We start from the raw sequence: 17,746 nt of genomic DNA, 5'->3' as shown, positions 1-17,746 counted from the left end.
GGTTCCACCTACCGTGATGGGCCGTGACCTGCAGCTACGGAGATTGCCCCTATGTCATTCAGAAAAGGATCCAGACCAGGCAATTGTCAAGTTGTCCGGGCAAGTGAGGATACGAGGGCGGGAAGAGGGGGAGTCCGCGTCGCCTGCGGATGTCCGGTCAGGCGTGTCCGCCGACGGTCACCGTGCCGATCGTCGGCCACGGTGTCGCTTCGAGGATCTCCCCCGATGCGCGCCACCTGGTCGTCCAGCTCTCGCCGCGCCGGGCACGGCTGAGCCCCGGGGTTCCACTGTGATGCCGACGCGGCGGCGGGACCTGCGCTGGTGCCACACGCCGGCGACCGTGCCGTGGATGAGCAGCACGGGGAAGTCCCCGCCTGGCCGCCGGCCAGCGCGCATCCCGCGGCCCGCCCGGCCCGTGGCCGCCGCCGGCGCTGCGTCGTCGGTCTCGTCGCAGGCCCGGACGACATGGCCGCCCGGCGGATCAGCGCGGCGCGCACCCCGGACCAGGCGGCCCGCTGCGCGGCGAGCGACCCGCGGGGCAGAGCCTCAGTTTTCGGGATGGGGGCGCCTCCCAGCGGTCGCGGGGGAGCGCATGACCCGGGGAGAAGCCGCCGCGGGCGCCTTGATCCGCAGGGTGCTAGTCGAGCCTCAGCGCCGCAAGTTGCTGCTCGGAGGGGGTCACGGCGGCGGGCGGCTCGGGGGCCCGCGGTCTGCTGAGCATCAGCTCGGCCAGCTCCCCGGCCGCACGGTCGACGCGGGCGGCCAGCCCGTCCGTGTGCGCGTCGCCGCCGCCCCAGTCCTCGGACGCGGCGAAGACGGCGGTCGGTACGACGAGCGCGCGCAGGTACACGAACAGCGGGCGCAGCGCGTGCTCGAGGGCGAGTGAGTGCCGCGCCGTGCCGCCCGTCGCCGCGATCAGCGCCGGCTTTCCGGCGAGCGCGGTGTTGTCGATGACGTCGAAGAACGACTTGAACAGACCGCTGTAGGAGGCGGTGAAGATCGGCGTGACGGCGATGATGCCGTCGGCTTCCGACACCGCCTCGATCGCCTCGCGGAGGGCGGCGGCGGGGAAGCCGGTCACGAAGTTGTTGGCGATGTCCGTGGCCAGACCGCGCAGTTCGACGACGCGTACGTCGGCCGTGCGGCTCTCACCGTCCAGGTGTTTCCCGGTCGCCTCCGTCAGCCGGTCGGCCAGCAGGCGGGTCGACGACGGTCGGCTGAGACCGGCGGAGACGACCACGAGCTTCAACGGCTCCATCTTTCCTCCTTCACCGGCTCCGCCGGAGCCGGTGCCGGGCCGTTGGATACGGTGTCGGTGTCGGTGTCGGTGTCGGTGTCTTCGTTGGCGTTGGCGTTGGCGGTGGCCGCGGCCTCGGCGTCGGCGTCGCGGCGGGCGACCAGCGCGGCATGAGCCGGGCCGTCCGGCACCTCGGCCGGCCGCCCCGAGGCGAACTCCTTGCGCAGGACGGGTACGACCTCCTCGCCGAGGAGGTCGAGCTGCTCGAGTACGGTCCTCAGCGGCAGCCCGGCGTGGTCCATCAGGAACAGCGGGCGCTGGTAGTCGCCGAAAGACTCCCGGAACGTCAGGGTCTTCTCGATGACCTCCTGCGGACTGCCCACGGTGAGCGGGGTCTCCGCGGTGAACTCCTCCAGAGAGGGGCCGTGCCCGTAGACGGGCGCGTTGTCGAAGTAGGGGCGGAACTCGCGTACGGCGTCCTGGGAGTTCCTGCGCATGAACACCTGGCCGCCGAGCCCGACGACGGCCTGCTCGGCCGTGCCGTGCCCGTACTGCGCGTACCGCTCCCGGTACAGGTCGATCAGCCGCTGGAAGTGCTCCCTGGGCCAGAAGATGTTGTTGGCGAAGAACCCGTCGCCGTAGTACGCGGCCTGTTCGGCGATCTCCGGGCTGCGGATCGAGCCGTGCCAGACGAACGGCGGCACCCCGTCGAGCGGACGCGGGGTGGAGGTGAACCCCTGCAGCGGCGTACGGAACCGGCCCTGCCAGTCCACGACGTCCTCGCGCCACAGCCGGTGCAGCAGTGCGTAGTTCTCGATGGCGAGCGGGATGCCCTGCCGGATGTCCTGCCCGAACCACGGGTACACCGGGCCGGTGTTGCCGCGCCCCAGCATCAGGTCGACCCGCCCGTCGGCCAGGTGCTGCAGCATCGCGAAGTCCTCGGCGATCTTTACGGGGTCGTTCGTCGTGATCAGCGTCGTCGAGGTGGAGAGGATGAGGCGCTCGGTGCGCGCCGCGACGTAGCCGAGCATGGTCGTCGGCGAGGACGGTACGAACGGCGGATTGTGGTGCTCGCCCGTCGCGAAGACGTCGAGACCGACCTCCTCCGCCTTGAGCGCGATGGCGACCATGGCCTTGATCCGCTCGTGCTCGGTGGGGGTCCTGCCGGTGGTGGGGTCGGGCGTGACATCACCGACGGTGAAGATCCCGAACTGCATCGTGCTCACCAGCCTCTGTAGTTGTTCGTTCAACTATCTCCTCAACGGTCCGGCGCGCCGTCCTATTCCCGGCCGTGACCTGCGCTGACGTGGGCTCCCGCAGGGCCCGTGGCGGGGGTCGCCGCCGATGCGGGTACCGCCTTGCCCCGTTAGCGTGGATGGAGAACGGGAGGTGGTCTCATGAACCCACGGTCCCTGGCCCGGCAACTTCCGCTCAGGCTCAGCGCCGGAGCCTTTCTGCTCAACTCCGGGGTGTCGAAGGTGGATGCGGACGAGGCGACCGCCGGGCAGCTGCACGGCTTCGCCACCGGCAGCTACCCGTTCTTCGGCAAGCTCGAGGCCGAGCGGTTCACCCGGCTCCTCTCGAGGGTGGAACTCGCGCTCGCCGGAGCTCTGCTGCTCCCCGTCGTCCCGGCGGCCGCCGCGGGGGCCGGCCTGACCGCTTTCTCGCTCGGCACCCTCGGCCTGTACCTGCGGACGCCCGGCATGCGGCAGGAGGGAAGCCTGCGCTGGACGGAGCAGGGTCTGCCGCTGGCCAAGGACGTCTGGATGCTCGGCATCGGCGTGTCCTTGCTGATCGACGGCCTGCCGCAGTGCGGGCGCCGCCGCCGGTGACCTGACCCGGACGCCGCCGGGTGATCTCGGAACCCGATCCGCACCTGTCGATGGTTCGGCAGGTGGAGCCGCGTACGCCGGAGGGGTGCGAGGACTGCCTGCGGATCGGCTCCCTGTGGGTGCATCTGCGACTCTGTCTGACCTGCGGCCATGTCGGCTGCTGTGACTCCTCGCCGCACAGGCACGCCCGCGGGCACGCGAGCGAGGACCGCCATCCCGTCATCGCCTCGTTCGAGCCCGGCGAGGACTGGCGGTGGTGCTTCGTCCACGAGGCTCTCGTCTGACGACTCGCCTCAATCCGCGGTCCGCCGGACGCACGCCGCTACGGTCCGTCCATGGTTGGCATCGCCTTCGCGCTCGCGCCGCCGTGAGTACAGGCACGGCGACGGTCCTGCAGGCCATGGGCGCGCGCATGGCTGCAGGGGGCCCCGTCCGGCCCGCGGTGTTCGGCGTGGCCCGGCTCGGCGACACCACCCGGCACGGGCTCGCCCCGCTGGCCGTCACCGGATTCGTGCTCTCGATCGCGGGCGCGCTCGCCCTCGCGCGGTTCGGCGAAGCGGAGCAGCAGGCCGCGCCGTCCTGACCGCCGCCGCCCCCGCGCCGGGGTGAAGGGCCGGCCCGGCCTCAGGGACGCCCGGGAGCCCAGGCAGTGAGCAGGGCGAGCGGGGTGGCGGCCGCCCACGCCTGCGGGGAGCACGAGTGCGGATACGGCACGGGCGTCGGGTGTTCGTCGCGCCCGTACCCGGCCAGCACCTCCGGAAGCCGCCACCCGTGCACGGCCGCCGCCTCCACAAGCCCGCGGATCACCGCGAGGGCCTCCTCCCGCAGCCCGTAGCGGGCCAGGCCGAGGACCACGAGCGCGTTGTCGTGCGGCCAGATCGAGCCCCTGTGGTACGACAGCGGGTGGTACGGAGCCTGGCCCGCGGCGAGGGTGCGGATGCCCCAGCCGGAGAAGAAGTCCGGCTCGAGCAGCCTGCGGCCGACCGTCTCGGCCTCTGCCTCCTCGAGGATTCCGGACCACAGCAGGTGACCGGCGTCCGATGCCAGCGCGTCGACCTGGCGGCCCTCGCCGTCGAGGGCAAGGGCGGGAAAGGCGGCCCGCGGCATCCAGAACTCCCGGCAGAAACGCCCGCGCAGCTCGAACGCCGCCTCCTCGAGACCGTCGGCCAAGTGCGGATCGTCCCATGTCTTACGGGCGAGGGCGGCGGTGCGGACCAGGGCGTCGTACGCGTACCCCTGGACCTCCGCCACCGCGACGGGCCCCTGCGCTGGCCTTCCGTCGCTGAAACAGATCGCGCCCGGGGAGTCCTTCCAGCTCTGGTTGGCCAGGCCGCCCCGTTCGGCGTCCGAGGAGTACACGAGCCAGCCGTGCCGCTCGAGGCCGCCGTCCTGGAACATCCACTCGACGGCGGCGCGGGCCTGTGGTTCGAGGCGGCGGGCGAGCGCGTCGTCGGCCGTCCGCTCGGTGTAGGCGTGGAGGAGCGTGAGGAAGAGCGGGGTGGCGTCGACGGCGCCGTAGTAACGGCCGTACGGGACCTGGCGGAAGCGGGCGAGTTCGCCGTGCCGGATCTCGTGGACGATGCGGCCGGGCTGCTCCTGACGGGCCGGATCGTGGACCGTGCCCTGGGCCGCGGCGAGCGCGGGGAGGGCGGCGGCGGCCAGTTCCGGCCGGTACGGAAGGGCGAACAGCGAGGTGATCAGGGCGTCGCGGCCGAAGAGGGTGAGAAACCAGGGGATACCGGCGCCGGGCACGCGCAGCGGCTCCCCGTCGGGGCCGGCGGCCGGCACGCGCAGGCCCGCCAGGTCGGCCAGGCCCTGCTTGCAGGCGCTGGCCAGCTCGGTCCAGCCGGTCAGTTGGCGCGGCCTGGGGGTGGCACGGATGAAGACGGCCCGGTCCGCCGAATGCCGTGCCACGACCTCGCGCGGGGACCGGAGCGCGGCCCGGGGCGCACCGCGGACTCCCGAGGGCAGCGCGTACGCCTGGAGCAGGATCGCCACGCTGCCGTGCGGGGGCAGCGCGAGGTGCCACTCCAGCGTGTGCTCGGTGCCCTCGGACGGCCGGTGGACGGCGTCCGGTGCCGGCCTGCTGCTGACCACCGTGCGCGAACGCCACGCGGGACCATCGTCCGTCGCCGTCCGCTCGTACCCGAAGACCACCCCCTCGCGCAGCGCTTCGGCGGTCCGTACGGCGCCGTTCTTGTCGTACGAGCGGTGGTCGGAGCGGAGCTCGAACTGGTCCGCGAAGTCGGCGTCCACGGTCAGGGAGATGCGGGCCGTCGTCGGCTCCGGGCGGTTGCTCGCCAGCCGTATGCGCTCGGCCAGGGCCCGGTCGCCCACCGCCTGCTCGCGGAAGACGGTGAACGCGGGCGGCCGGTCACGGCCGGCGGGCGGGGTGAGCACCGTGCTCAGCGGTCGCTGGGGCCCGGACTGCCCGGCGGTCACCAGCACGTCGAGCGGTGCGCCGTCTACGGTCAGCTGCCAGCGGCTCAGGTGCCGGGCGTCCCGGGCGAACAGCCCGTCAGGAGAGGTGCCGCGCACCCCCGTGATGTCGCCGGAGTCGGTCACGATCGCGAAGGCGCCCTCGTGGACCAGCAGATGACGTCCCGTCATAGCGCTCACCCCTCCCCTTCGTCATTCCGTAAACCGAACGCGCCGTGCGCGTCCCGGTCCGCGTACAGCAGGTCAAGTGCCAGGGCCGCGGTCCAGCTGAAGCCGCGGATGCCCCGGCCCTCGCCGCTGTACGGGTCCACGTACTCCGCGAAGTCCGTGGCGTGCGCGGCCGTCAGAGAGGTCTCGCGCAGCCGCTCCGCCTCGCCGTACTCCCCGTGCGCGCGCAGCCCGCCGTGCAGGAGCCAGGCCATGTTGAACCAGCTGGGCCCGCGCCAGTAGCGGCTGCCGTCGAACTCCGGCCCCAACAAGTCGTAGCTCGGCACCAGATGGACCTTCCCGAGCGCGAAGTGCTCGCCGCGCGCGGTCGCCAGCAACGCGTCCGCGACCTCCCGGGGCAGGTCCGGCACGATCAGCGGCACCAGCCCGGACACGGTGCGGTCGGGGCAGGTCAGGCCGGATCGCAGATCGCGGCAGACGAAGATCCCGGCGGCCGGCTCCCACAGCCGCTCCACCAGGGCGCGGGTGGTGACACGGGCGCGCTCCCGGAGCCCCGCGGGGTCGGCGCCCACGGCGTCAGCGATCCGCGCCAGTGCGTGCTCGGAGGCGATGCGCAGAGCGTTGAAGGACGGGTCCTCGACGGCGAAGGCGTGCGGGGTGCGCCCGTCGTCGTAGGCGTGGTCGCGATAGGTGGCGGCCAGCCGTACGTAGCGCCCGTAGTCGAGGTCGGTGGGGCGGTCGGCGGCCGGGCTGTGGGCGAGGTCGGCGCGGCGGAACGAGCTGTCCGGCGCGGGCTCGACGCGCCGCAGCGGGGCGTCCCAGCTCGGGCTGTTGTCCAGGCCCGGCTCCCAGGGGTGGACGACGGCGGCGAGTCCGTGGCCGCCGAGGTCCCGACGGTCCGTCAGATAGCGGTGCCATGCGGCCAGCCGCGGAAAGACCCGGGGCAGGAAGCCGCGGCGCCGGGACTCCGCCGGATCCGCCAGGTGCACCAGCCAGGCGGCCAGCGCGTGGACCGGCGGCTGTACGATCCCGGAGGTCTCGGTGGAGCGCGGCGCGCCTGCACCCCGCCCCGCCTCCGAGGAGCGCCAGAAGTCGGGGCCGGGGAAGTAGGCGTCGAGCGGCACGGCCGGATTGAAGACGATGTGCGGGATCCGGCCGTCGCCCCACTGGGCGCCGAGCAGCGTCTCCAGCTCCCGTTGCGCCCGGCGGGGCGAGACGTGCCGCAGCCCGATCGCGATGAACGCGGAATCCCAGCTCCACTGGTGCGGATACAGCGAGCGGGAGGGCACGGTCGCTCCACCCGTCCAGTTGCGCAGCAGTACGCGGGTGGCGGCGCGCCGCAGCGACCGCTCGTCGTCCCCGTCCCGGCCCCGCGTGACATGGGATTCGAGGAGCCCGGCCGTCACGTCGCGGCCCGGTGGAGGAAGGCCGGGATGGACCGCAGGGCCTGGGCGGGATCGCCGCTCAGCCGGCAGGCGACCGTGAGATGGCCGTCGTAGCCCGCCGCGTCCAGCGCACCGAGCCAGGCGGGCCAGTCGAGGTGACCGGCGCCCGGCTGGTACCGGTTGGAGTCGCTCACGTGCGCATGGCCGATGTACGGCGCGGCGGCGAGGATCGCGGCGGCCGGATCGCTCTCCTCGATGTTCATGTGAAAGCTGGCGATGCCGATCCGCACCGAGTCCATGCCGACCGTACGGATCAACTCCACTGCCTGGCCGAGCCTGTTGACGAGGTGGTCCTCGTAGCGGTTCAGCGGCTCGAGGAAGAGGACCACGCCTTCCCGCTTCGCATGCTCGCCCAGCTCGGTGACGCCCGCGAGCAGCTCCTCCCGTTCCTCGTCCGCCGGCCGCGCGGGCTCGAAAGGCGGCAGGCCGCGGGAGAACATGCCGTACGAGGCGGGGGCCTGCGCGCCGAGCCCGCCGAGTTCGGCGATCACCGAGAGTTGGGACTTCAGCTGCACGATGGCGTCGCGCCGCTGCTCCTCCTCGAACGCCCCGCAGAACTGAGGGATCTGCGCGCAGACGGTCGGCATGACGACCCCGTCGGCGAGGGCCCGGCGCAGCTCGGGCAGCCGGTCGCGGAAGCGGAAGCCGCCCGGGCCCCCGCGCAGCTCGATCGCGTCATAGCCCGCGTCCTGCGCGAACTCCCATTTCTGCTGGAGGGTCTCGCCGGGCAGCAGCTGTTCCTGGCAGGCGGTCCTGGGCATGTGCACGCGTTCCACACGGGACTCCGAGGGTTTGGGTGCTCGCTTAACGTCGAAGATATATCAAGGTTATGCCTTGGCAACATACAAAAGTAGTGCTCTGATGCATGAACAACGGCCGTAAGTGCGGGAGGACTTGGCACACGTGGAAGTTCCCCGCGGTCGGAGGCGATCGCGACCGCACTCGCCGTAGCCTGGCCGTGACGGCTGACGAGACGAGGACGGGATGACGGGGAATCAGGCGAGCGCCGGCCACCTGCTACGGCTGATCCGCACCGGCGAGGCCACGACCAGGGGCGAGCTCCAGGAGGCCACGGGGCTGTCCCGGTCCACCGTCGGCCACCGGCTCGACCAGCTGTTCCGGGCGGAGTGGCTGCGCGACCGCGCCGGCATCTCGACCGGCGGCCGCCCCTCCACCCGGCTGGAGTTCGACGCCGCGCACGCCGTCGTGCTCGCCGCGGCCCTGGAGACCCGCCACGCCCGTCTCGCCGTCTTCGACCTCGCGGGCACGGTCCTGGCCGAGCGGACCGAGCCCCTGCTGCTCGAGGACGGGCCGGACAAGGTGCTGGTCCGGCTCGCCGAGTGGTTCGGGCCGCTGCTGGCGGAGGCGGGCACCGAGCCGGGAAAGGTCTGCGGCATAGGACTCTCCGTGCCGGGACCCGTGGACTGGGAGGCCGGGCAGGTCGTCCAGCCGCCGATCATGCCCGGCTGGGACCGCTACCCGGTCCGCCGGCGCATGCGGGAGGCCTACGCCGAGCACGTCGGCCCCGTGTCGTCGGACCCGCTGCCCGTCCTGCTGGACAACGACGCGAACCTCATGGCGTACGCCGAACAGCGCGCCGGATTCCGTGACTGCGGCGCCTTCCTCCTGGTCAAGGTGTCCACGGGGATCGGCGCCGGGGTCGTGGTGGGCGGGGAGATCTACCGGGGCATCGACGGCGGCGCGGGAGACATCGGGCACATCCGGCTGCCCGACCGCACCGACGCCCTGTGCATGTGCGGCTCGTTCGGCTGCCTCGCCGCTGTCGCGAGCGGCCGCGCGCTCGCCGGGCAGCTCAGCGCGCTCGGCCTCCCGGCCGCCTCGGGCTCCGGGGTGCGCGAGCATCTCGCGGCCGGCCGGCCCGAGGCCGTCCGGCTGGCCCGGGAGGCGGGCCGTCGGGTGGGGGAGGTGCTGGCCACCGTGGTCACCCTGCTCAACCCGGGTGTGCTGATGATCGCCGGGGATCTCGCGGGGACGCCGTTCCTCACGGGCGTGCGCGAACTCCTCTACCAGCGCGCCATGCCGCGTACGACCGCCAACCTCCAGGTCGTCACCTCCTCGCTCGGCGAGCGCGCGGGGCTGACCGGGGCCGCCGCGATGGTCGTCGAGCACCTCTACGCCCCCGACCGGGCCGACGCCCGGCTCGCCGCGCTCGAGAGCGTCAGCCGCGAACCGCACCTTTCGCCAGGTCCGCGATGAAGCGCCGCCGGCCATGACCATGCCGTAGTCCTCGCTCCGCTCGCCGCTCAGCCGGCACGGCGACGGCCGTCTTCCGCGCTGCAACGCCCGCTGCCCCACGGGCCGTTGGCCCGGGTCAGGGCAGGCGGACGTGACCGGGCCTCACCGGCCGGCAAGCCAGTCGCGGTACCAGGACAGCGTGGCGTCGAGCGTCTCGCTCATCGGGGCCGGGTGCACCCCGAAGGCGCGCTCGAAGGCGGATGAATCCATGATCTGCGGCTCGGTGTGCTGGTAGAACATCTCGGCGTACTCGTCCATGAACACCTTGTCGAACGGGCCGAAGGGGCGGGCCTCCTCCAGGACCACGAGGTTCAGCGGACGCCCGACGCGCTCCTCGATCATCGTGTGGACCTCGCGCGTCGTGAGTGCGGGTGCGGTGGGCAGGTGCCATACCCGGCCGTCGGCCTCGGGGTGTTCGCCCAGTGTGGCCAGGCCCGCGGCCACATCGCCGATGGCGGTGCAGCTGTGCGGGAGGTCGATGTCGCCCAGGGCCAGGACCTCCCCGCCGGCGAGCGCGCCGGGGAAGACCGCGCCGCCCAGCGTGGAGTTGACGACCCCGGGCCCCACGAAGTCTGCGGAGCGCCCCAGCACGACGCGGGCCCGGCCTTCGCGGTGGGCGGTCAGGTAGTTCTGGTCGAGCTCGGCGCGCATCCGGCCTTTGCGGGTGGTCGCCCGCCAAGGGGTGTCCTCCGTCATCACCGCGCCGCCGGTGTTCCCGTACGGGTAGAGGGTGTCGAGCACCACCAGGCGCGCCCCGGTGGCCTCGGCCGCCGCGAGGACCGCCTGCTGGATGCCGGGCATCACCTGGACCTGGAGTTCGTACCCCACGTTGACGCAGTGGTAGGCGACCGCGGCGCCCGTCATGGCAGCGCGCATCTGCTCGGCGCTGCTCGCGTCCCCGGCGACGCGGTCCACCCCCTCGATGGCGGGTCCCGACCCTGAGCGGTTCACGAGGCGGACCTCGCGCCCCCTGCGCGCCAGCTCGGCGGCGAGGGCGGTGCCGGCGGGTCCCGACCCCAGGACGACGTGCAGTTCGTCGCGTTCGGCAGCAGACATGACGGCTCCTCCATGAGCAATTCGTTACGGTACCTCGCTTTAGTTAGAGACTATAACTCTTGCTATGGGCGCAGGCAAGGGGAAGGGGTTGTGCGCAGGGGGGCCGGGGCGTGGGGCGGTCGACGGGTTCGTCTCAGGCCACGTCGTGCGGCCGGAACTGGATGCTGATGCGGGGGCCGACGGGCCTGTTGGTCTTGGGGATCGAGTGCTCCCAGGTGCGCTGGCACGAGCCGCCCATGACGATCAGGTCGCCGTGGCCCAGTGATTGCCGGACCGTCCGCCCGTGATCCTCCCGCGGCCGCAGGAGCAAGGACCGCGGTTCTCCGACGGAGACGATGGCGACCATCGTGTCCTCGGTGTCGCCGCGGCCGATCCTGTCCCCGTGCCAGGCGACGCTGTCGTGGCCGTCGCGGTAGTAGCAGAGTCCCGCGGTGGTGAAGGGCTCGCCCAGTTCCTCCGCGTAGTGCCCGCTGAGCGCCGTACGGGCCTCCGCCAGCACCGGATGGGGCAGGGGATCGTCCGCCCCGTAGAAGGCCAGCAGCCGTGGCACATCGACCACGCGCTCGTACATCCGCCGCTGCTCGGCGCGCCAGGGCACGGAGGTGGCGAGCGACTCGAACAGCGCGTCGGCGCCGGTCAGCCAGCCCGGCAGTACGTCGATCCACGCGCCGCGGCCGAGCGGCGTGCGGCGGATGGGGCCCAGCGACCGCAGGCCGACCTCGTCGGTCTCGTCGAAGAGCGAGCCCTGCAGGTGAATGGCCATGGCGACAGTCTACGCTCGGATTAGAACGTATGAGCTAATCAGCTTGGTCGAGCCGATCGAGCCGATCGGCCGATCGAGCCGATCGAGCTCCTCGGGCCGTCCACGCCCGTCAGGCGGTGGCCGGACCGGACCGGACACGCTCCAGCAGGATCGGCAGGTCCCGGACGCGGACACCCGTCGCGTGGTGGACGGCGTTCGCGATGGCCGCCGCGGTGCCGACGATGCCGAGTTCGCCGATGCCCTTGGCGCCGATCGGGTTGAGCTCCTCATCCTGCTCTTCGAGCCAGTGGGCCTCCACGGCGCGGATATCGGCGTGCGCCGCCACGTGGTACGTGGCCAGGTCGTGGTTGGCGAAGTCGCCGAACCGCGGGTCCATTTCGAGGGTTTCGTGCAGGGCCATGGACAGGCCCATGCACATGCCGCCGATGAGCTGCGAGCGCGCGGTACGGGCGTTGATGATGCGGCCCGCCGCGAAGACGCCGAGCAACCGGTCGACCCGGACCTGCCCGGTGTCGGCGTCGACCCGGACATCCGCGAACTGCGCCCCGAAGGAGTACCGCGAGAGGTTCTTCCTGGCCCGGAAGTCCTCGGTCGTGTCCGCCCGTACCTCCAGACCGCCTGGCGGAACCGCCCGGGATCTGTCGTCGAGTTCCGCGGCCAGCGCCCGGCATGCCTTGCCCACGGCCCACCCCCAGGAGCCCATTCCCAGGGACCCGCCGGCGTACGGGGCGGCACCGTAGGCGCTGCGCCCGACCTCCACGGTCACCTGGTCCAGCGGCGCGCCGAGTTCGTCCGCCGCCACCTGCGTCAGGGCCGTACGGGCTCCCGTGCCGATGTCGGCCGCCGCGATCCGTACGAGGAACCTGCCGTCGGGCTCCACGCGCGCGGTGGCGGTGGCCGGCATGAGATAGACGGGGTAGTTGGAGGCCGCGACGCCGGTTCCGAGGAGCCAGCGGCCGTCGCGGCGGACGCCGGGAGTGGGGTCCCGGCGGTCCCAGCCGAAGCGGGCCGCGCCCTCCCGCAGACACGCGACGAGATTGCGGCTGCTGAACGGCAGCCCGGACTCCGGGTCCACGGACGGCTCGTTGGCCACGCGCAGTTCGATGGGGTCCATGGCCAGCGCGTACGCCAGCTCGTCCATGGCGGACTCGAGCGCGAACATGCCCGGTGTTTCGCCCGGGGCCCGCATCCAGGAAGGGGTCGGCACGTCGAGGCGCAGGAGCCGGTGCGTCGTACGCCGGTTGGGGGCGGCGTACATGACGCGGGTGGGCGTGACCGTCTGCTCGCAGAACTCGGCGATTCTGGAGCTCTGCTGGACGGCGTCGTGCCAGATGGCGGTGAGCCGGCCGTCCTTCTCCGCGCCGAGGCGCACGCGCTGCACGGTCGGCGTCCGGTAGGAGACCATCGTGAACATCTGCTGCCTGGTGACGGCGAGTTTGACCGGCCTGCCGACGGCCCGGGCGGCCAGGGCGGCGAGCACGGTCGGCGGGCGGGGGAGGCCTTTGGAGCCGAAGCCGCCGCCCACGTGATCCGCGACGATGTGCACGGACTCGGCGGGGAGGCCGAAGAGCGCGGCGAGCACGGTCGCGGACACCCACGGCCCCTGGTCGCCGTTGTAGAGGGTCAGCGTGTCGCCCTCCCAGACCGCGATCGTGGCGTGCGGCTCCATGGGGCAGGCGTGCTCGGGCGGCGTCGTGTACGTGGCGTCGACGGCGACCGGGGCCGTGGCCAGCGCGCTCTCGACGTCACCGGACTCCAGCTCGCCGGGGAAGCCCCCGTTGACCGCGTCCGGCACGTAGATCCGCGGATCGTCCGCGCGCAGCAGGGCGTCGTGCTCCTCCTCGTCGTACTCCACCCGTACCGCCGCGGCACCCTCGCGCGCCGCCTCCAGCGTGGTCGCGACCACGGCGGCGACGATCTGCCCGCGGTGGGCGACTTCGGGGGACTGCAGCACGGCCAGCTCGGGGTCGTCGGCATGGTGCAGCTGGGGGACGCTGCCGCTGTCCAGCACCGCGAGGACGTCCGGCTGGGCCAGCGCGGCGCTGCCGTCCACGGCGCGTACGCGACCGCGCGCGACCGTCGACTGCACGGCCCAGGCGTACACCACGTCCCGCACCGGGTACTCGTACGCGTAGAGCGCGGCCCCGGTGACCTTGTCGCGTCCCTCGACCCGCGAGACCGGCGCGCCGACGGACCGCTCCAGCGTGGTCATGCCCGCTCTCCGCCCGCTCCGCCCGCGAGATCCAGCACGCTCGCCGCGATCACGTCGACGGCGAGGTCGATCTTGAATGCGTTGTGGGGGAGGGGGCGCGCAGGCTCGAACTCGGCCCGCGCGGCGGACCGGAGCAGGTCCCGCGTCGGCTGCCGGCCCGTCAGCAGTTCCTCGGCCCGCCGGGCCCGCCACGGCTTCGGGGCGACTCCGCCGAGCGCGAGCCGGATGTCGCGGAGCGCGCCGTCGGGCCCGGTCGCGACCACGGCGGCGACCGAGACCACCGCGAAGGCGTAGGACCAGCGGTCGCGGACCTTGCGGTAGCGCATGGCCGCCCCGGCGGGAGGCGGCGGCAGCTCGACGCCGGAGACCAGGTCACCGGACCCCAGCACCGTTTCCTGGTCGGGCCTGTCACCGGGCAGGAGGTAGAACTCCGAGAGCGGCACCCGGTCCGTGCCGCAGTTGCGTTGCAGATGCACCGTGGCATCGAGGGCGGCCAGCGCCACCGCCATATCCGAGGGGTGGGTGGCCACGCAGGCGTCCGACGTGCCGATTACGGCGAGGTCGCGGTGACTGCCGTGGATGGCCGAACAGCCCGCTCCCGGCTCGCGCTTGTTGCACGGCTTGGTGACGTCCTGGAAGTACACGCAGCGGGTGCGCTGCAGCAGATTCCCGCCGGTGGTGGCCAGCGTCCTCAGCTGGCCGGAAGCCCCGGACAACAGTGCCTCGGCGAGCAGCGGGAAGCGCTCGCGGACACCGCGGTCGCCGGCCAGCTCGCCGTTGCGCACGGTCGCACCGATCAGCACGCCGCCGTCGGGCCGGTGCTCGATCCGGTCGTAGGGCAGCCCGGAGATGTCCACGAGCACCGCGGGCCTGGCGACGCCGAGTTTCATCAGGTCCACGAGGTTGGTGCCGCCCGCGAGATACATCGCGTCCGGACGGTCCGCCACAAGGTTGGCCGCAGCCTCGGGTTCGGTGACGCGCTCGTACGCGAAGGGCCTCATCGTGCGGCTCCCGTGGCCGGCCGGGGAGCGGATCCCGCGGCGGAGGCGCGCTGCCCGCTCCCGCTCGCGCCGTCCGCCGCACCTGCCGCCTCGAGGATCGCGTCCACGATGCCGACGTAGGCCGCGCAGCGGCACAGGTTGCCGCTCATCCGCTCGCGGACATCGTCCGCGTCCAGAGCGCTCGGCGAGGAAATCCCTGCCGCCACATCCTCGGTGACGTGACTGGGCCAGCCGCGCGCCGCCTCGTCGAGCGCACCGATCGCCGAACAGATCTGCCCCGGCGTGCAGTAGCCGCACTGGAAGCCGTCGTGGTCGATGAACGCCCGCTGTACGGGATGCAGATCGCTCGTCGGGTCGAGTGCGGCGACACCCTCGATGGAGACGATGTCGTGTCCGGCCGCGGCGACGGCCAGGACGAGGCAGCTGTTCACCCGGCGCCCGTCCATGAGGACTGTGCACGCCCCGCACTGCCCGTGGTCGCAGCCCTTCTTCGCACCGGTCAGCCGGAGATGCTCCCGGAGCGCGTCGAGCAGGGTCACGCGGTTGTCGAGGGTGAGGGAACGGTCCTCCCCGTTGATGCGCAGCGTGATCGCGCTGCTGAGGGCGGTTGCCATACGCGAAGCCTCCCACCACGGGATGGAGGCCGCATGTCGGGCGGCAGCCGCCCGCTGACCGGCCGCTCCTAGGCAGGCGGCGTGACGGGGACCGGCTTGAGGACCGCGAACACCGCGCCCTGCGGGTCCTGGACCACGGCCATCCGCCCCGCCGGCATGTCGAACGCCGGCTGCAGCACCGTGCCACCCGCCCTGACCAGGGCGTCCACCGTGGAGTCCGTGTCGTCGACGGCGAAGTACGTGAGCCAGTGCGAGGGCACTTCCTTCGGCGTCTCCTCACCCTGGGGCCGCATGCCGCCGACCGTGCGGCCGCCCGCGTCGAGCGAGAAGTAGTCCTCGAAGCCCTCCATGAGGGAGACGCCGATGCCGAGCGCGGCCGGGTAGAACTCACGGGCCCGGTCGGGCTCCCAGGTCGCCAGCTCGTTCCAGATCACCGCACCGGGTTCGTTGACGATCCGGGCGCCGGGGAAGTCCTTCGCCTGCCAGACCCCGAACACCGCGCCGTCCGGGTCGGCGGCGATCAACATCCGGCCGAGCGTGGAGACATCGTCCGCGGGGAATACGATGGTGCCGCCGTTCTCCGTGATCGCCCGCGCCGTCGCGTCGGTGTCGGCGGAGGCGATGTAGGTCGTCCAGACGGTGGGCGGCGCCGGCTGGTCCCCCATCGGCTGCGCGGACATGATCCCGGCGACCGGCTTGCCGTGCAGCTCGCAGGTCGCGTAGCCGCCGAACTCGGGCGGACCGATCTCGCCCTGCCAGCCGAACAGATCGCGGTAGAAGTCCAGGGCGGCCTGCTGGTCGGGGGCCATGAGATCGACCCAGCAGGGGGTTCCGGGCGCGTACGGAGCGGTGACCTCGGGCATGATGCGCCTCCAACGACGTGAATCCCCGCCCTGGGCCCCGTCCGGCCACGGGCCGGGTCAAATCCCCCGCCACCGCCAGGCTCCCGGAGAACGGTGGCCACCGCCACTCGGCGCGCACCTCCCGCCTGCGCACCTCCCGCCTGCGCACCTCCGCTGAGCCGCCGCCCGCCCCGGGAGCCCGCGGCGGCGGGAGCGGTGAGCGGCGTTCACGGCAGCGGTTGTCGACGCCGGCCCGTACGGTGAGCCTCCCTGGCCGGCCACCGTCTACGTACCGGGCGTATCGCTGTCGGGCGCGGTCGCCCGGTGCGGGGTGCTGCCCGAGCCCTCGCTGGCGCGCTCGGCGCGGGTCTGGCCGAGGCGGTTCAGGCCATTCACGCCGCCGGTCTCGCGCACCGGGACCGCCGCGGCGCTCGGCATCGCCGGTCCGGGCCTCCTGTGGGACCGCGACCGGTCCGGCTCTCCGTCCGGCCGCTCCTCAGGCCGCCCGTCACGCCGCCGCTGGAAGTTCACCACCGGCGGACCCGTGACTCGGCCCTGGCCGCGGCGGGCGGCAGGGTCTGTGTGGGCAACGATGCCGGGAGCGTGTACGCCGTGCGCCGCTGAGGCGTCCATCCGTGCCGGATGCTCATACCTCCGGATGGTGCGGCAGCACCGTCCGCACGTAGTCCTCGACGGTGGCTTCCAGACCCACGTCGCGCTGCGCTCGTTCGGACAGCAGCCAGCGGTGCTCCAGCAGTTCGTAGTAGATCTGCGCGGTGTCGGTGGAGCCGCGCAGCTCGCGGGGGACGGCCCGTACGGTCGGCCGGAAGACGTCGCGGACCCATCGGTGGGCGAGGACCTCGGGGCGGGCGCCGAGAGGATCGCCCGGCGCGTAGTCGTCCTGCGAGACCATCCAGGTCTCCAGGTCGTTGAGGAGGCTGCGCGCCTGGTTCTCCTCCGCGTCCATGCCGGTGAGCCGCAGCAGCTGCCGCTGGTGGTGGCCCGCGTCGACGACCTTCGGCAGGAACGTGACCGCGTCTCCGTCCGGCGAGCGCTGGATCTGCATTTCGGCCACGTCGAAACCGAGGTCGTTGAGGCGCCGGATGCGCCGGTCGATGTAGTGCCGCTTGGTGAGCGGGTAGACCGACTGGCGGGTCAGTTCATGCCACAGCTCGTCGTACCGCTCGGCGATGGCCTGGCCGAACAGCACGGGGTCCACCGAGGGGTGCAGGGACCCGCCCGCCTCCAGGTCCATCAGCTCGCCGGCGATGTTCACCCGCGCGATCTCGACGTCGTACTCCCGCTGCCCGCCCGTGAGCTGCGGCTGGATCTGTCCGGTCTCCGCATCCACCAGGTACGCGGCGTACGCGCCCGCGTCGCGCCGGAAGAGGGTGTTGGACAGCGAGCAGTCCCCCCAGGCGAATCCGATGAGGTGCAGTCGCACGAGCAGTACGGCGAGCGCGTCGAGCAGCCGCTTGATCGTGCCGGGCCGCATCGTCGTCTCGAACATCGAGCGGTACGGCAGCGAGCCCTTGAGGTGGCGGGTCACGAGGGCCGGCTCCAGCGGCTCGCCGCGCTCGCCGGTCCGCCCGGTGACGACCGCGACCGCGTCGACCGCGGGGACGGCGAGCCGGTCGAGGTCGCGCAGCAGCCCGTACTCGCGTATGGCCGCCCACTCGCCGACCTCCTTCACCGCGACCACTTCGTCGCCCGCTCGCGCGAACCGGACGATGTGGCGTGAGATGCCGCGGGGCAGCGCGACCAGGTGCTCGTCCGGCCATTCCGCCAGCGGGACGCTCCACGGCAGGTCGAGGAGGGCGGCCGGGTGCTCGGGCGAGGTCGCGGTGATCTGCAGCTCCATGCGCACAGTCTGGGGCAGAG

17 protein-coding genes are annotated in these 17,746 nt (G+C 72.7%); 4 read left to right on the top strand and 13 right to left on the bottom strand.

Going from position 1 to position 17,746, the window contains the following annotated elements; translation table 11 throughout:
* Positions 1-637: 637 nt before the first annotated feature.
* Positions 638-1,258, bottom strand: coding sequence for an FMN reductase (locus ACTWQC_RS02825; RefSeq protein WP_443313860.1), 621 nt, complete (start codon positions 1,256-1,258; stop codon positions 638-640).
* Positions 1,246-2,454 carry an LLM class flavin-dependent oxidoreductase gene (locus tag ACTWQC_RS02820; protein WP_443313933.1) on the bottom strand — a complete coding sequence of 403 codons (1,209 nt, stop codon included), beginning with the start codon at positions 2,452-2,454 and terminating at the stop codon, positions 1,246-1,248. The genes ACTWQC_RS02825 and ACTWQC_RS02820 overlap by 13 nt, the downstream gene beginning before the upstream one ends.
* Positions 2,455-2,634: 180 nt before the next feature.
* On the opposite strand from ACTWQC_RS02820, the gene ACTWQC_RS02815 reads away from it, so the two are divergent.
* The 3 genes from ACTWQC_RS02815 to ACTWQC_RS02805 all read left to right on the top strand — a co-directional run bounded on the left by ACTWQC_RS02815 (position 2,635) and on the right by ACTWQC_RS02805 (position 3,652).
* Positions 2,635-3,069 carry a hypothetical protein gene (locus tag ACTWQC_RS02815; protein WP_443313859.1) on the top strand — a complete coding sequence of 145 codons (435 nt, stop codon included), beginning with the start codon at positions 2,635-2,637 and terminating at the stop codon, positions 3,067-3,069.
* A 50-nt stretch (positions 3,070-3,119) separates the two neighbouring features.
* Complete coding sequence (locus ACTWQC_RS02810; protein ID WP_443313932.1) at positions 3,120-3,353, top strand: UBP-type zinc finger domain-containing protein; 234 nt, start codon at positions 3,120-3,122, stop codon at positions 3,351-3,353.
* A gap of 83 nt (positions 3,354-3,436) precedes the next feature.
* On the top strand, positions 3,437-3,652 hold the full coding sequence (locus ACTWQC_RS02805) for a hypothetical protein (RefSeq protein ID WP_443313858.1): 216 nt from the start codon (positions 3,437-3,439) through the stop codon (positions 3,650-3,652).
* Between the two features lie 41 nt (positions 3,653-3,693).
* Here the strand turns inward: ACTWQC_RS02805 and ACTWQC_RS02800 are convergent, their stop codons facing one another.
* Genes ACTWQC_RS02800 through ACTWQC_RS02790 form a run of 3 tightly spaced genes read right to left on the bottom strand, consistent with a single transcriptional unit; the run spans position 3,694 to position 7,882 of the window.
* Positions 3,694-5,679: an amylo-alpha-1,6-glucosidase gene (locus ACTWQC_RS02800; RefSeq protein WP_443313857.1), complete on the bottom strand. Its 1,986-nt coding sequence runs from the start codon at positions 5,677-5,679 to the stop codon at positions 3,694-3,696.
* A gap of 5 nt (positions 5,680-5,684) precedes the next feature.
* A complete protein-coding gene (locus ACTWQC_RS02795) occupies positions 5,685-7,082 on the bottom strand; it encodes an MGH1-like glycoside hydrolase domain-containing protein (RefSeq protein ID WP_443313856.1) in 1,398 nt (465 codons plus the stop codon).
* On the bottom strand, positions 7,079-7,882 hold the full coding sequence (locus ACTWQC_RS02790) for a sugar phosphate isomerase/epimerase family protein (protein WP_443313931.1): 804 nt from the start codon (positions 7,880-7,882) through the stop codon (positions 7,079-7,081). The genes ACTWQC_RS02795 and ACTWQC_RS02790 overlap by 4 nt, the downstream gene beginning before the upstream one ends.
* A 223-nt stretch (positions 7,883-8,105) precedes the next feature.
* On the opposite strand from ACTWQC_RS02790, the gene ACTWQC_RS02785 reads away from it, so the two are divergent.
* Positions 8,106-9,338: an ROK family protein gene (locus tag ACTWQC_RS02785; RefSeq protein WP_443313855.1), complete on the top strand. Its 1,233-nt coding sequence runs from the start codon at positions 8,106-8,108 to the stop codon at positions 9,336-9,338.
* 141 nt (positions 9,339-9,479) lie between these two features.
* Here the strand turns inward: ACTWQC_RS02785 and ACTWQC_RS02780 are convergent, their stop codons facing one another.
* From ACTWQC_RS02780 to ACTWQC_RS02745, 8 genes are all read right to left on the bottom strand, one after another.
* A complete protein-coding gene (locus ACTWQC_RS02780) occupies positions 9,480-10,433 on the bottom strand; it encodes an NAD-dependent epimerase/dehydratase family protein (protein WP_443313854.1) in 954 nt (317 codons plus the stop codon).
* A 133-nt stretch (positions 10,434-10,566) separates the two neighbouring features.
* Positions 10,567-11,196 carry an alpha-ketoglutarate-dependent dioxygenase AlkB family protein gene (locus ACTWQC_RS02775; RefSeq protein ID WP_443313853.1) on the bottom strand — a complete coding sequence of 210 codons (630 nt, stop codon included), beginning with the start codon at positions 11,194-11,196 and terminating at the stop codon, positions 10,567-10,569.
* A 109-nt stretch (positions 11,197-11,305) separates the two neighbouring features.
* Entirely contained in the window at positions 11,306-13,408 is a 2,103-nt protein-coding gene (locus tag ACTWQC_RS02770) for a xanthine dehydrogenase family protein molybdopterin-binding subunit (protein WP_443313852.1), read from the bottom strand.
* Positions 13,405-14,409 (bottom strand): FAD binding domain-containing protein, encoded by a 1,005-nt coding sequence (locus ACTWQC_RS02765; protein WP_443313851.1) that lies wholly within the window; start codon positions 14,407-14,409, stop codon positions 13,405-13,407. The genes ACTWQC_RS02770 and ACTWQC_RS02765 overlap by 4 nt, the downstream gene beginning before the upstream one ends.
* Positions 14,406-15,023 (bottom strand): 2Fe-2S iron-sulfur cluster-binding protein, encoded by a 618-nt coding sequence (locus tag ACTWQC_RS02760; RefSeq protein ID WP_443313850.1) that lies wholly within the window; start codon positions 15,021-15,023, stop codon positions 14,406-14,408. The genes ACTWQC_RS02765 and ACTWQC_RS02760 overlap by 4 nt, the downstream gene beginning before the upstream one ends.
* 68 nt (positions 15,024-15,091) lie before the next feature.
* The gene (locus ACTWQC_RS02755; RefSeq protein ID WP_443313849.1) at positions 15,092-15,886 is read right to left on the bottom strand and encodes a VOC family protein; all 795 of its coding nucleotides are present in this window, start codon (positions 15,884-15,886) and stop codon (positions 15,092-15,094) included.
* A gap of 264 nt (positions 15,887-16,150) precedes the next feature.
* The gene (locus ACTWQC_RS02750) at positions 16,151-16,498 is read right to left on the bottom strand and encodes a hypothetical protein (protein ID WP_443313848.1); all 348 of its coding nucleotides are present in this window, start codon (positions 16,496-16,498) and stop codon (positions 16,151-16,153) included.
* Between the two features lie 13 nt (positions 16,499-16,511).
* Positions 16,512-17,726: a DUF4032 domain-containing protein gene (locus ACTWQC_RS02745; RefSeq protein WP_443313847.1), complete on the bottom strand. Its 1,215-nt coding sequence runs from the start codon at positions 17,724-17,726 to the stop codon at positions 16,512-16,514.
* Positions 17,727-17,746 lie beyond the last annotated feature (20 nt).

The organism is Streptomyces sp. 8N616 (genome assembly GCF_052246385.1).
Lineage (GTDB): Bacteria > Actinomycetota > Actinomycetes > Streptomycetales > Streptomycetaceae > Streptomyces.
Note: the sequence above shows the minus strand (reverse complement) of the source record. Positions and strands in the feature narration are given on the sequence as shown.